This is a genomic window from Clostridium lacusfryxellense (genome assembly GCF_018861735.1).
Classification (GTDB): domain Bacteria; phylum Bacillota; class Clostridia; order Clostridiales; family Clostridiaceae; genus Clostridium_AD; species Clostridium_AD lacusfryxellense.
Genome location: NZ_JAHLEB010000048.1, coordinates 1 through 14,559 on the forward strand (window position 1 = coordinate 1; position 14,559 = coordinate 14,559).

General features: G+C 32.8%; 17 protein-coding genes. 7 read left to right on the top strand and 10 right to left on the bottom strand.

All coding sequences use genetic code 11. From position 1 onward, the window contains the following. Positions 1-131 precede the first annotated feature (131 nt). From KPL55_RS20020 to KPL55_RS20045, 6 genes are read right to left on the bottom strand one after another with little or no spacing between them, the layout of a single operon-like run. Entirely contained in the window at positions 132-296 is a 165-nt protein-coding gene (locus tag KPL55_RS20020; RefSeq protein WP_216308524.1) for a hypothetical protein, read from the bottom strand. A gap of 33 nt (positions 297-329) precedes the next feature. After that, complete coding sequence (locus KPL55_RS20025; RefSeq protein ID WP_216308525.1) at positions 330-1,850, bottom strand: oxaloacetate decarboxylase subunit alpha; 1,521 nt, start codon at positions 1,848-1,850, stop codon at positions 330-332. A 57-nt stretch (positions 1,851-1,907) separates the two neighbouring features. After that, positions 1,908-2,942 (bottom strand): 5-oxoprolinase subunit C family protein, encoded by a 1,035-nt coding sequence (locus KPL55_RS20030; RefSeq protein ID WP_216308526.1) that lies wholly within the window; start codon positions 2,940-2,942, stop codon positions 1,908-1,910. Positions 2,943-2,976: 34 nt separating this feature from the next. Further along, positions 2,977-3,702 (bottom strand): 5-oxoprolinase subunit PxpB, encoded by a 726-nt coding sequence (pxpB, locus tag KPL55_RS20035; RefSeq protein WP_216308527.1) that lies wholly within the window; start codon positions 3,700-3,702, stop codon positions 2,977-2,979. Between the two features lie 15 nt (positions 3,703-3,717). Then, on the bottom strand, positions 3,718-4,947 hold the full coding sequence (locus tag KPL55_RS20040; RefSeq protein ID WP_216308528.1) for an NRAMP family divalent metal transporter: 1,230 nt from the start codon (positions 4,945-4,947) through the stop codon (positions 3,718-3,720). Positions 4,948-4,962: 15 nt separating this feature from the next. After that, positions 4,963-5,736 (bottom strand): LamB/YcsF family protein, encoded by a 774-nt coding sequence (locus tag KPL55_RS20045; protein ID WP_216308529.1) that lies wholly within the window; start codon positions 5,734-5,736, stop codon positions 4,963-4,965. Positions 5,737-5,991: 255 nt separating this feature from the next. Here KPL55_RS20045 and KPL55_RS20050 point away from each other — a divergent pair, with 255 nt between their 5' ends. The 5 genes from KPL55_RS20050 to KPL55_RS20070 are packed head-to-tail and all read left to right on the top strand — an operon-like array spanning position 5,992 to position 9,279. Further along, a complete protein-coding gene (locus tag KPL55_RS20050; protein ID WP_216308530.1) occupies positions 5,992-6,657 on the top strand; it encodes a nucleotide-binding protein in 666 nt (221 codons plus the stop codon). Positions 6,658-6,700: 43 nt separating this feature from the next. Next, a complete protein-coding gene (locus tag KPL55_RS20055; RefSeq protein ID WP_216308531.1) occupies positions 6,701-6,910 on the top strand; it encodes a 4Fe-4S binding protein in 210 nt (69 codons plus the stop codon). A gap of 17 nt (positions 6,911-6,927) precedes the next feature. Next, positions 6,928-7,998: a 3-methyl-2-oxobutanoate dehydrogenase subunit VorB gene (locus KPL55_RS20060; RefSeq protein ID WP_216308532.1), complete on the top strand. Its 1,071-nt coding sequence runs from the start codon at positions 6,928-6,930 to the stop codon at positions 7,996-7,998. After that, entirely contained in the window at positions 7,998-8,747 is a 750-nt protein-coding gene (locus KPL55_RS20065; RefSeq protein ID WP_216308533.1) for a thiamine pyrophosphate-dependent enzyme, read from the top strand. Before KPL55_RS20060 ends, KPL55_RS20065 begins: the two co-directional genes overlap by 1 nt. Before the next feature lies 1 nt (position 8,748). Then, positions 8,749-9,279 carry a 2-oxoacid:ferredoxin oxidoreductase subunit gamma family protein gene (locus KPL55_RS20070; RefSeq protein ID WP_216308534.1) on the top strand — a complete coding sequence of 177 codons (531 nt, stop codon included), beginning with the start codon at positions 8,749-8,751 and terminating at the stop codon, positions 9,277-9,279. A 64-nt stretch (positions 9,280-9,343) separates the two neighbouring features. On the opposite strand, the gene KPL55_RS20075 is transcribed toward KPL55_RS20070, so the two are convergent. From KPL55_RS20075 to KPL55_RS20085, 3 genes are all read right to left on the bottom strand, one after another. After that, positions 9,344-9,685 (bottom strand): hypothetical protein, encoded by a 342-nt coding sequence (locus KPL55_RS20075; protein ID WP_216308535.1) that lies wholly within the window; start codon positions 9,683-9,685, stop codon positions 9,344-9,346. Positions 9,686-10,419: 734 nt separating this feature from the next. After that, positions 10,420-11,916 (bottom strand): NAD(P)H-hydrate dehydratase, encoded by a 1,497-nt coding sequence (locus tag KPL55_RS20080; RefSeq protein ID WP_216308536.1) that lies wholly within the window; start codon positions 11,914-11,916, stop codon positions 10,420-10,422. A gap of 25 nt (positions 11,917-11,941) precedes the next feature. Beyond that, complete coding sequence (locus KPL55_RS20085) at positions 11,942-12,172, bottom strand: hypothetical protein (protein ID WP_216308537.1); 231 nt, start codon at positions 12,170-12,172, stop codon at positions 11,942-11,944. Between the two features lie 222 nt (positions 12,173-12,394). On the opposite strand from KPL55_RS20085, the gene KPL55_RS20090 reads away from it, so the two are divergent. After that, the gene (locus KPL55_RS20090; protein WP_216308538.1) at positions 12,395-12,727 is read left to right on the top strand and encodes a PadR family transcriptional regulator; all 333 of its coding nucleotides are present in this window, start codon (positions 12,395-12,397) and stop codon (positions 12,725-12,727) included. Further along, entirely contained in the window at positions 12,720-13,397 is a 678-nt protein-coding gene (locus KPL55_RS20095; RefSeq protein WP_216308539.1) for a hypothetical protein, read from the top strand. Before KPL55_RS20090 ends, KPL55_RS20095 begins: the two co-directional genes overlap by 8 nt. Positions 13,398-14,093: 696 nt before the next feature. Here KPL55_RS20095 and KPL55_RS20100 read toward each other — a convergent pair. After that, positions 14,094-14,552, bottom strand: a complete 459-nt coding sequence (locus tag KPL55_RS20100) for a hypothetical protein (RefSeq protein ID WP_216308540.1) — start codon at positions 14,550-14,552, stop codon at positions 14,094-14,096. Positions 14,553-14,559: the final 7 nt, after the last annotated feature.

The window sequence follows — 14,559 nt, forward strand, 5'->3', positions numbered from 1 at the left end:
GAAGCAAAGAAGAACAAACACACTGCATAAGAAATGCGACCAACAATTTGATCGCATCATCTTATACATTTTTAATTATTTTACGTGTCTACTTGACAGGTGTCGGTTCAAATTGAATGCCCTTACCTATTTTATACTCCATTTTCATTGCTCCCGAAATAATGCTTGGTGTTATCCGGTTTATCCAAACTACCTATTTCAGTTATATTAGCACCCTCTTCGCCACTCGCTTTTGTTACTTCCTCTATATCTACTTCATAAACTTTATCATTTAGCGTTATCCTATACTTCTTCATATTATTAACACCTTCCTAGGTAAATTACACTCATCATTTTATTCTTCTAATATTCAATATTCGAAACTCTGAATTAGGTTCATCTCTAGCTGCCATAGTAGATGCTACAAGTGCTACTACTATCCTCTCTTCTTCATCTATTCCATATATTTCTTTATCATCACTATTTGTTATTATTTCCTTATAACTATCATTAGTGTTGTTGTTTGTGTTACCATTTAACCTATCCTGAAAGAATTTTTTTGAACTTCGTGGAAATAGTGCATAAGATAACACGTCTTCATAACTAGTGGCCAAATCTCCAATTTCATTTTCATATTTGTCCATCTCCGGCGCAAGTAAGTCCGCTGGTCTTTGAGTTATAATTTTTATGTCCCCTATGATTTTTTTCTTTATTTCATCTTTTATAGGTGTTGGCGGAATTCCATAAAGTCCTTTAACATAATCTTTTAATTCTTTTGGAATTATTTTATATCGTACGCCAGAGAGTATATTAAATATTGCTTGAGTTCCTACCATTTGAATAAGAGGGGTAATTAGTGGTGGAAACCCTAAATCTTCTCGCACTCTAGGTATCTCTGTAAGGACTTCTTTATATCTAGATTCAACCCCTTGCTCCTTAAGCTCTAATAAAAGGTTCGATAACATCCCTCCAGGAACCTGAGATGTAATAATTCTAGGCTCTACATTCATAACCCGTGGATTTAGTATCCCATTTTCTCTGTATTTCTCTTTTATAGGTCTAAAATAGTCTGCTATTTCACCTAATAAATTAATATCTAATTTAGGATCACGTGGACTCTCTTTTAAAGTAAGGACCATCGACTCTGTAGGTGGTTGTGATGTACCCTCTGAAAAGGGAGAAATTGCAGTGTCTATAATATCTACTCCTGCTTCAACAGCCTTTAAATATGTCATAGATGCTATTCCACTAGTACAATGAGCATGTAAACACAATGGTATTTTTACCGCCGCTTTTAATTTTCCCACTAATTGATATGCAGAATATGGTGTTAATATACTTGCCATATCATTAATACAAATTGAATCTGCCCCTAACTCCTCAAGTTTTATTGATAATTCAACATAGTAGTCTATTGTATGTACTGGGCTAGTTGTATAACATATAGCACACTGACAGTGCGCTCCGCTTTCTTTAATAACTCTGATTGAGGTTTCCATATTTCTTGTGTCATTTAATGCATCAAATACCCTTATTATATCTATACCATTTTCTATAGACTTCTTAATAAATGCCTCTACTACATCATCCGCATAATGCTTATATCCTAGAAGATTCTGACCTCGAAGGATCATTTGAAGTTTAGTATTTTTAACAATCTTGCGAATTTCTCTAAGTCTTTCCCAAGGGTCTTCATTAAGGAAATGGAGACATGAATCGAAAGTTGCTCCTCCCCATACCTCCATTGAATAATACCCGACCTTATCCATTTTTTCTAGGATTGGTAATATCTCTTTTGTTGTTAGTTTGGTAGCAATTAAAGATTGTTGGCCATCTCTTAGTACTGTTTCAGTTATTTTAATTGGATTCACTGTATGATCCCTCCAAGATATTTCCCTAATCTATAATGATTTTTGTTGCATTTTCCCTTATATAATTTCCTCTACAACCACTTCATATTCCTTGCCATTTACTCTTACTTTAAGCCTTTTACCATTTATTGAGCTGGATTCGAATTCTTCCAAAATATCTCTTATGAAATCAAAGTCATTCATATACTTCCTATATACTCTATGAGCTTCCTCAATTGTTATTAATTTAAACCTGATACTGTCACCAGGCTTTAACTGACCCACTATGTTTATATCAGGAGTTATTATTGTAGCAATTTTCGTATATCCACCAGTAGTTTGCCTATCTGCCATCATAATTATGGGAGCCCCATCTCCTGGGACCTGCACCGAACCCATGGTTATTCCATCAGAAATAATGTCAGCACCATGTTTGTGAGAAATTTTAGTTCCTGATAACCTGTATCCCATTCTATCTGCTTCATTTGTCACTTCATATGCACAATCCAAAAATGTGTTTATCCCATCTTTGGTAAAATAATCATCTTGAGGACCCATTACCACTCGTACAATATTATCTTTGGAGTACGATGGTATTAGCTCAATTGGAAGCTTTTTGATACTTTTAAAATTATTTTCATCTAAACTTCCAATGTTAATTTCGTCACCAGCCTTAAGCATCCTGCCCTCAAAGCCTCCGACTTTCCCCTTAACATAGGTAGACCTGCTACCCATAACCTCTGGCACATCAATGCCATGCTCAATTGCTATATAACTCCTACACCCATTTTTTACAGTTCCAAAGGAAAGTTCATCGCCATCGAACACTTTAACTCCACACCACATTTCAATAGCCTTATTATTTATCATTGGCATTAGATCGCCGCCTGTAACTGCAATCAGGGCATCACCTTCAAATTTTATTTTCAGTCCGAAAAGCATAGTTTCTAAACACGCCTCACTATCAATGTTCCCAACAAGAATATTAGCCACTCTTAGTGAGAACTGATCCATTGCACCTGAAACGGACATACCGGATTTTTGATGATTATACCTGCCAATGTCCTGAATGGTAGTATACATCCCTGGCTTTAATATTTTCATTATTGTCATATACTTACCTTCTTTCCTTGCCCTTATAATTACTTTATATTTTCCTTGTAATTACTTTATATTTTCCTTCTGACTCTAAAGCCTCAATATTTTTGTATTCATTCTCATCTATTTTAACAAATTTTATATAATCACCTGCATTTAAAAGTACAGGATCTTTCCTATATGGATCATACAATTTAACAGGAGTCCTGCCAATTAATTGCCACCCACCAGGGCTTTCTACAGGATATATTCCTGTCTGTTTTCCTGCAATTCCTACACTTCCAACAGGTATTTTAGTTCTTGGATTTTGAAGCCTAGGAGCCTCGATTTTATCACTCATACCTCCAAGGTACGGAAATCCAGGTGTAAACCCAATCATATAAATTAAATACTGCGTATCTGTGTGAATTTTTATGACTTCATCTATTGATATTTTATTATGATCTGCAACGTACTCAATATCAGGGCCATACTCCCCACCATAAAGTGTTGGTATCTCTATAACCTTAGCTCCAGGAAGTTTTAATTCATGCATCCTTGAAATAATGGATTTTATAACTTCTATAAGTTCATCCAGTTCCATTATCATAGGGTCATAAATTACCATAAGTGACCTGTATGTTGGAATAGTCTCATTTATTCCTATAATACCTTCCTGCTCTATTACAACTGTAAGACTTCTAATTTTTGAATTAACCTGTTCTTCAATTTCATCTCCAAATTCAACAACTAGACCTCTATCTCCGGCGATTAAATACTTAACTTCTTCATACATATTGTATTTTACCTCCTATTTAAATAATGCTACTATTCCACCCATAGACTGGTAACCTGCAATTATTGCTAATATCACAACAATATAACCCGAATACATAAGCAATTTTGAATGTTTATATTCTCCAATAATATTCTTCTTTGTAGATGCAATAAGTATTATACCAAGTGCAATCGGAAGAATTAATCCATTAAGTGAACCAGCTACCACAAGTAACTCTACAGGTTTTCCAAGCGTTAAAAATATAAGAGTTGATATAACAATAAACCCTATAATAAATTTTGAGGTGTGTTTTTCAAAAACTGGTGCTAGTGTTTTTAAAAACGATACCGATGTATAAGCTGATCCAACCACTGATGTTAGCGCTGCTGCAAAAAGTACAACTCCAAATAACATATAACCAAAATTACCTGCTCCAAGTTTAAAAGCTTCAGCTGCAGGATTTACCGTTCCAAGCGGTTTGCCAATGTTTACAACAACTCCAAGAACAGCTGCAAAAAGAAGTATTCTCATAAGTGACGCTATTGTTATTGCAAGTACTGAACTTCTATTTATATCCTTCAAATGCTTAATTCCTGTAATTTTTGCATCAATTAGTCTGTGTCCTCCAGCAAATGTTATATATCCACCTACTGTTCCACCAACAAGAGTTATAAATGGCAAAAATGAAAAATCAGTTGGTACAAATGTACGTGCAATCATCTCCCCAACTGGAGGCTGAGTTTTAAATGCCACATATCCTATAAGAATAAGCATTAGAACGCCTAGCACTTTTGCAAAAGTGTCCATTGCTTTTCCAGCTTCTTTAGACATAAATATTATAATAGCTATAATAGCACTAATAATAGCTCCTAGTTTAACGTTTAAGCCGAATAATACATTAAGACCAAGGGCGGCGCCTCCGATATTTCCTATATTAAATGCAAATCCTCCAATACATATTAGAATTGCTAGGAATACACCAAGACCAGGTAACGTCTTGTTTGCAATATCTTGCGCCCTAAGTCCTGATACTCCAATAACTCTCCATATATTGAGCTGTGCTACAAAATCCACTATAACTGTAAGCAGTATTATAAAACCTAAATTGGCTTTAAACGTTTCTGTAAACACTGCAGTTTGTGTTAAAAAACCCGGTCCTATAGCCGAAGTAGCCATAAGGAATGATGCTCCAATTAGCACACCCCAATTACTTTTCTTTTCTATGTTACTATCTTGATTTTGCGAATTTGATTTATTACTCATAAATTTATATTCCTCCTATTTTATAATGTGACTAAGTGGTTTTATTTCAACTCTTGCTTTAAATAACTCTTCTTTAATAAGCTTTACAAAATCAACAGCCTCTGGATTGTCCCCATGAACACATATCGAATCCACATTAATATTTATATCTTCACCGTTTATTGCTGTAACCTTTCCTTCTGTAACCATTCTTATTACCCTGGAAATAGCTATATTCTTGTCATGGATCATTGAACCTGGAAGACTTCTTGCAACAAGAGTTCCATCAGAATTATATGCCCTGTCTGCAAAAACTTCATTTGCAGCTTTTAATCCTTTCTCTTTAGCAGCATTTATAAGTTCACTCCCTGCAAGTCCAAGAACTATTAAATCTCTGTCCACTTCCCATATACCATCTATTATTGCACGTGCTAGTTTGCCATCTTTAGCTGCCATGTTATACATTGCTCCATGAGGCTTTACATGCTGCATTTTAGCCCCTGCTGCCCTTACAAATCCGTATAAAGCTCCAATCTGATATATAGTATATAACTTCATCTCATCAGGAGATACTGTCATATTTCTTCTTCCAAAACCCATAACATCAAAGAATCCAGGATGCGCACCAATACCTACACCATTTTTAAAAGCCGCCTTCACAGTATCCCTCATAACAACAGGGTCACCTGCATGCCATCCGCATGCGATATTAGCTGATGATACGTATGATAGAACTTCTCCATCAAGTCCTATCTTGTAAGCTCCAAAACTTTCTCCTACATCACTATTTAGATCAACAAATTTTTTCATACTACTTTTTCTCCTTTGCTACGTTATAAATCGTCTTGTTATTAATTATCTTATAATTTCAGATGATGAATTGAATTTATCCTTAATTTTATCATTTATTGAGCCTAGTTTCAATGAATTATTCATTTTGTTACAAATTGCCTAATAAGCGCAATACTTTTACAACCTGGTTTATTGGTGACCTTTTGTGGTAGTATAGAGTTATAAATTTAATATTTTTAGTAATAAAAAAATTTATTATAAGTGGGTGTTAATATGAGCAGAATTAGCATTTTTACAGGTCATTTCGGAAGTGGAAAAACAGAGATTGCTCTAAACTATGTCATGGATCTTGCTAAAACAGGAAAAAAAGTAGCCTTAGTCGATATCGATATAGTAAATCCATATTTTTGCTCTAGACACATGAAAGATAAACTAGAGAAGCTAGGGGTTAAACTTATAGCCTCAAGTGCAAGTCTCATGAATGCTGAGCTGATGGTAATACCATCCAATGTTTATGCTGTATTTAATGACAAAAGCTATGAAGTTGTAATGGATATAGGTGGAGATGATCAGGGATCACTTGTTCTTAGGCAATATAATGAATATTTAAAGCAAGAATCTTATGATATGTATTTCGTTGTAAATAATAACAGACCATTTACTTCTAATAAAGAGGAAACAATAGAATACCTGAGATCAATCGAAAGGGCATCAGGTCTTATTGTTACTTATCTAATCTCGAACACCAATTTATCCTATGAGTCAAACACTGAAGATATAATTAAAGGTGATAAAATAGTTTCAGAAATTTCTTTTGAGCTTAAAATTCCATACAAGTACATTGTTTGTACAAAAGACTTGGAAGAAAGTATTAAAAACAAAGTACATGCCCAGGTATATTCTATTGATATATATATGAAACCACCATGGCGAGAATAAAAAAACGCTAAAATGTAATCGTTTTATATAAGGAGGGGTTTAAATGCCAAAGGTAACATTTAGGGAAGATAGATGTAAAGGGTGTAAGCTTTGCATTAGTGTATGTCCAAAAAACATTATTACCATGTCCAATAAATTGAATATCAAAGGACATCATCCTGCCTCAATAACTTCTGATAATATGAAAGACTGTATTGGATGTGCCTCATGTGCAATAATGTGTCCTGACTGCGTAATTACAGTGGAAAAATAACAAAGGGGGAAATTATTATGGGTAAAAAAGTTTTGATGAAGGGTAATGAGGCAATTGGAGAAGCAGCCATTAGAGCAAATTGTATGGGATTCTTCGGTTACCCAATTACCCCACAGACCGAAGTTGCAGCTTTTATGTCACGGCAGATGCCCAAAATAGGCAGAGTTTTTTTGCAAGCTGAAAGTGAAGTTGCGGCAATAAATATGGTATACGGCGCAGCAGGAAGCGGAGTTCGATGTATGACCTCATCAAGTAGTCCAGGAATAAGTCTAATGTCTGAAGGCATTTCATATATAGCAGCAGCAGAACTTCCTTGCGTTATAGTAGATATTGTTAGGGGCGGTCCCGGGCTCGGAAGTATACAACCAGCTCAATCGGATTATTTTCAAGCAACACGTGGTGGTGGTCATGGTGACTATAATATGCCTGTTCTCGCACCGGCATCAATTCAGGAAATGGTAAATTTAGTTCAAGATGCTTTCGATATAGCTGATATATATAGAACTCCCGTTATGGTTATGGGTGATGGAATGCTGGGTCAAATGATGGAGCCAGTTGAATTTGAGGATAGACCAGAAAGAGTGCTTCCTACAAAGGACTGGGCAGCAAATGGCCTTAATGGAAGAAAAACTCATAATATAATAAATTCATTATTTTTAGATTCTGATAAATTAGAGAAACATAATATTCATCTTCAATTAAAATATGCCCAAATAATAAAAAATGAAGTTAGATACGAAATGATCAATTGTGAAGAAAACTGTGACCTTATATTAGTTGCATACGGAACGACTTCAAGAATATGCAAAAATGTAGTTAAAAGCACACTAAAAGAAGGTTTAAAAGTTGGACTCATAAGACCTATAACTTTATGGCCGTTCCCAGTTGAAGCATTTGAAAAAACAATAACTAAAACTAAATATGGTTATTTGTCAGTAGAAATGAGTTGTGGACAGATGGTTGAGGATATTAGACTTGCTGTTAATGGCAGAAAACCAGTAGCCTTCTACGGAAGGTCGGGTGGAATAGTTCCTCATCCTAATGATATCTTAAATAAAGTAAAAACGGTAATAGGAGGCGTAAAATAATGGCTATAGTATATGAAACTCCTAAAGCTCTACTTGATGTACCAACTCACTATTGTCCTGGCTGCACACACGGAGTAATCCATAAGTTAATTGCAGAAGTTATTGATGAATTAGAAATATTGGATAAAACAATAGCCGTTGCACCAGTTGGATGTTCAGTTCTTATGTATAACTATTTTGCATGTGATGTCTTTGAAGCTGCACATGGAAGAGCACCAGCAACAGCCACTGGCATTAAAAGAACAAATCCTGATAAAGTAGTTTTTACTTATCAAGGTGATGGTGATCTTGCAGCTATTGGCATGGCTGAGATAGTTCATGCGGCAACTAGAGGAGAGAACTTAACTTCGATATTTGTTAACAACTGCATATACGGAATGACTGGAGGTCAAATGGCTCCGACAACTCTTCCTGGTCAAATAACTGAAACCACTCCATATGGACGAGATGTAAAATTGGCAGGTTACCCAATAAGAGTATCTGAATTAATATCAACACTTACTGGTGCATGTTATGTTGAAAGAGTTTCTATTGATACAATTCCCAATTTATTAAAAGCTAAAAAAGCAATTAAAAGAGCATTTGAAAACCAAATTGCAGGTTTTGGTTTCTCAATGATTGAAATATTATCAATTTGCCCAACAAATTGGGGATTGTCACCTCAAGATTCAATGAAATGGCTAAGAGATAATATGATACCTTATTATCCTCTTGGTGTTAAGAAAAATACAACAGAGGAGGCTAAATAAAATGGCATCACAAGAAATAATATTTGCAGGTTTTGGTGGACAGGGTATTCTCTCAATGGGAAAATTCCTCGCATACGCTGGTATGGATTCTAATTTGAACGTTTCATGGCTACCCTCATACGGTCCTGAAATGAGAGGCGGCACTGCAAACTGCTCTGTCATAATTACAGATGAAGAAATTGGTTCTCCAGTTTTAACAAGAGCAGACACAGTCGTCGTTATGAACAGGCCATCACTAGAAAAATTCATAGATTTTATTGAGCCTAATGGTCTACTAATTATTGATTCGGATCAGATAACTGATATTCCAGATAGGAGTGATATCACTATTTATAAAATACCAGCTAAAACTATAGCAGAGGAAATTGGAAGCGCAACCATTGCCAACATGGTACTTTTGGGCGCTCTAGTTAAGAAAACAGGCATTGTTTCAATGGAAACTTTACTTAGCTCCCTTAAAACTCATGGAAAAGAAAAATTCTATTTGTCAAATAAAATGGCACTTGAAAGAGGAGCAGAATATATTAAATAATCTAAATTGGTAGGAATTTAATCACATGACTGCTTTTAAGGGAAGACAACTGTCTTCCCTTAATTTAATCTTCTTTTACCTTGCTCACTTTTTCAGAATATTTATATTGAATATAAGTTCTCATTACAACTCTTAAAATAATCATAAAACTTAAAGATAAACTAGCCATATTGTTAGAAATTATTTTAGTATAACATAAAAAAGCTATATCTTTTTCATCCTCAGCAATAAAACCAGCGTCTGATGTTTTAAGGCAAAAACCATTTAAATATCTAGAAATATTCGGTTGATTTAAAAATTCTTCTTTATTAGGTTTCTCCTCTCCTTCTGGAAAATAAATCATTTCTAATAACATATCCCATAAGAAATCCCTATCAGACTGTTGAATTGGTCTAATCTTTATCACAACAATCACATCCTTTTTTATCTGTATAACACATAATTATCATATAATTCGCTGCCTTTACTAATTTCCTAAAAGAATTTCACTACTCTTTACTTAATTATACTATTAATAGTGTTTATTCCATATATAAAGTAGTTAACCTTTATATTCATGCTATATTATGGTACTATTAGGTTAAACTTGTAATTGGAAGTGATTTTTATTTTTATTAATATCTGCAATCGAATCATTAGTATTAAAAGTATCATATGACTTAATAAGTATGAGTGAGGAGGTTTATAATGGAAGATAGAGCAAGTTTAGTAGCTTTAATTCTAGGAGCATTAATATCAATATGGACAGTTGGTATGACTTGGCGTGTTAAAAATAAAAACAAGAATAAATAATCTTGGATTAAATATTTTTATTAGACTATGTAAATATAAAAAAACATTTAATATAATAAGGCTGCACTCCTTTTAAGATAATTTAAGGAATGTAGCCTTTATTAAAAGGCTATACTATATTTTCACATCATTTCATTTTTACTTTGAATATCTAGTGTTCTTATTTGGACTTTTTTAATATTATCGACTCTTTTTTTCCATTCCATTTTATATCAAAAGTAATATCCCTATCAGTTGGTTTTGGAAGTCCTGCCGTTAATTTTAACTTACCATTATACATTTTGGAGTTACTTAATGTAAATTTACCCTCTTCTCCCTACCTCTCTTCATGGGTAAATTGCATTCACCTTACACTTGAATTTCCTTTAATACATAGGGTAGTTCCTCCAAAATATGATTTGCATTTACACAAAACATTTCCTTTGAAAGTTTATCCCCACAATAGCCATGAATAAACGCACCAACGCAGGCTGCTGACATGATGTCATAACCTTGGGATATGAAAGAAGCTATAATGCCCGTTAAGCAATCTCCCATACCCCCTGATGCCATTGCGCTACTCCCAGTAGGATTAATTTGCAGGGTTTCACCATCAGTAATTATTGTATTAAATCCTTTAAGTAACAACACAACATTGTGTTTTTTTGCAAAATCTTTTGCTATATCTATTTTGTTTTCATTTATCTCATGTATAGAAAACCCTGATATTCTTGCCATTTCCCCCATATGAGGTGTAAGAACTATCTTACATTTCTTATTTTGAAGCATTTGAAGGTTCCCCGCAAGCACATTTAAACCATCTGAGTCAATTACAACAGGACATTTAGAATCCAATAAAACTTTGTCAAGTAACTTTAACGTAACATCATTATTCCCTAGCCCTGGACCAATTGCAATACAATTACTCTTAGTTATTAATTCATCTAATCTTTTCTCATCATTAGTTGAGGCAGTCATAGCTTCAACTAATTTTCCACTAAGTATATTTTGAATTGAGCTATCGCAGCATAATGTAACAAGTCCAGCCCCACTTCGAACAGCCGCTTGAGTTGAAATATAAGCAGCACCTGTAAATCCTACTGATCCTGCAAAAATAAGTGTTCTTCCATAATCACCTTTATGTGAATACTTATTTCTTTTCTTAATTAACCCTTTAATAAAATCTAAATCCATTATAGATTCATTTTCATGAAATTTATCTACCACCAATCTTGGTATTCCAATCTTCTCAATAACAATTTCTCCAGTAAACGAATCTGAGTCATCTCCTAGAAAACCCTTTTTATAAAGTTCAAATGTAACTGTTTTATCACTTCTAATACAATTACCCATCATTTTTCCACTATTACAATTAAATCCTGATGGGACATCAATTGATAAAATATACTTACTATTTTCATTTATAATTGTAATTGCTAAAGAATAAATGCCGTCAACATCTCTAGATAATCCTGTTCCAAAAGTCGCATCTATGGTAGTTTCGCAGTGAATTAAACTTTCTTTTAGAATTTCAAGGTCCTCATTACAATTTATATTTATTATTTTCACACCCATATTTTTTACAATATTAAGATTTGCCTTGGTATCAACGCTCATATTCCCCTCTGAACCAAGACAAAATATCTCGACATAATCTCCTCTATTTAAAAGATGCCTTGCTACTGCAAACCCATCTCCACCGTTATTTCCGCTTGAGCAAACAATTACAAATTTTTTAATGTTTTCTGGTATATTTTTCATCACCTTTAGTGCTGCATTTTCCATTAGTACAATGCCTGGAATCCCTAAAACATCTATACAATAACGATCAATACTTCTCATTAAATGGGATGTTGCAATTTTCATTTTCATTCCCTCCAAAGATTTAAAATTATTTCTTTCTATATCCTGATACAAATAAGTATATTCCTATTATAATAAACATTGGAATAAAAGCATTTGTTAGCAAGCCTGGCAAACTGGGTTTAATGGGGAAACTTCCTGTATGTGCATTCATCTCTCCAACCCATGAAAAATATGCAATAAATCTCTCTATTGTGTATAAAATTCCACTTGTAGTAATAAATAATGTTCCTAATCCATAATAAAATTTCTTCTCCATAGAATTCCTCCATTATTATTTATTTATAATATAGCGTATTGAAATATATATAATCATAACATGCCAACCATATATTAAATATACTTACAATACTTAACAAACAAAAAAGAAACTTTAACTAGACTTATGATACAGTAATTATTATATTTTTCATACTTGACATAGCAACATACTTGCAATACAATATAGTCATTAAGTTGCATTACAAGGTAGGTGAATAAAATGGCAAATTCTTCTCAATTATTAAAAGGAATATTAGAAGGTTGTATTCTTAAAATAATTTCTAAAAAAGAAACCTATGGATATGAATTATATAATTCAATTAAAACAAATGGTTTTGATGACTTATCTGAAGGCACTCTATATCCTTTACTCATTAGGTTAGAGAAAAATAACTTGTTATCATCCGTTAGCCGTGACTCTCCGCTTGGACCAAAACGAAAATACTACTCCCTTACTAAAATAGGAGAAGAAGAACTAATCGTCTTTTGTAATTCCTGGGATAAGATTTCTAAATCAGTTAATAAGATATTGGGGGATGATCTAATTGGTTAAAACAAAATCACTAATAAAGCAATTAAATAAAGCATCTGAAAACTTATCTTTAGAAAACAAAAGTATATTTACTGACATTGTAGTCTATATTCGAACATCGAATATAAAAGTAAGAGATGCTGAAGAATTTCTTCAACAGATATTAGACAGCTTCTTAAATGCAGAGCAGCAAGGCGTAAGTATTGAAACTGTACTTGGAACACCAGATATTAAAGACTACTGTGAAGAAATAGTAAAGACATATAAATCAAGCTATAATTACCTATCACTGTGTAGCGAATATGTTATGTATACCGGTATGCTCATAACAATATTATCAATTATTAATTACATTACACAAAGTTTTTCTATTATTAAAAAAAATTTCCTTATTAAATTCACCCTCTATTTAAACTTTAATTTAGGAATAATCCTTGAATTTATGCTTATAAGTATAGCTATCATTGCTATTATGTCTTATACCAAAAAAAGCTGTTTTGAGCAAACTGTAAAAGTTAACAAAATAAAAGAATTTTTTAAACTTTGGGTAATAGCATGTCTATGGATTTCTATAATGATTGCTTGCATGATGTTTTTAGATAAAATACTAGTTTTTAGATTAAATATAATTATAGTCGTTATTATTGGAATCGCTTTACAATATACTGGAAATTATTTATCTGAAAAATAAATAATTTAAAATTCAGCGGGTTGTTTTAAGCCGTGACTCTCCTCTGGGACCAAAACGAAAATACTACTCTCTTACTAAAATAGGAGAAGAAGAACTACTAGCCTTTTGTAATTCCTGAGATAAAATTTCTAAATTAGTTAATAAGATATTGCGGGATGTTCTAAATCATTAAAACAAGTGTATTAATAAAACAATTAAATAAATCAGCTAAAAATTTATCTCAAGAAAACAAAAAAGTATTTGATGACATTAGACTTTATATTAGATCATCAAATATAAAAACAAGAGATGCTGATGAATTTCTTCAACAAATATTAGATAGCTTCTTAAAGTCCATCTGAGCCCTTGAGTATTTCGTCATAAACATAATATGCTTTGTAAAAACCCTTTTATTTTTGTCCAATAAATAAACGATGCAAACTACACCCTAATGTATTTACATTTTCGCAAGTACTATAATGATAATTAAGATACTCATTGAATTCGGTATCTGAAATGCTTTGGAGTTGCATTAGACTTTCCATTAGATTTATAGGAAGTTACAACAAATAGTGGTGATGGTATTGCAGTTACAAAATCCATCCACTAAAAACCATAAGTTTCCATATATTTCATTGACTTTGGTATAGTTGAGTATTCTTTTTTCATTAAAATTCACCATCCTGTTATTAAATAATAACTCTATATATCACTCTTTTAATATCCTATATCCAGTGCAATTTTTGAAAGTGAATCCCAATTTTTCTTATCATTAGGATTAATACTCATAAAATACAACCACTTTTGTATAGCTTTTTCATTTTCTGTAAAAGCTATTGTTCTATTAGTAGATTTGGATGTATCATTTATTGTAATGGACATGTAAAGTTTAGATAGTGCTGTTGAATCCTCAGTTTTATTTTCAATGTTAGCATATGACGTAAAAGGTAATATAGATATAGCTGTATGTAAATATGCTGCTGCCTCCATATAGTATGATATTTTATCTTCCCTATCAACTTTACTGTAATCAATCCCAAAGCAACCTGTAAGTTGATAAATACAATGTATAAATTTCTCATTTGCTTTTTTCCTTTGTATATGCTGATTAATTAAAGTGTATGTGCCAAAAATAAAACTGATTATCAGAGCTATTGTTAATAAACGTTTTTTCAAAATAATT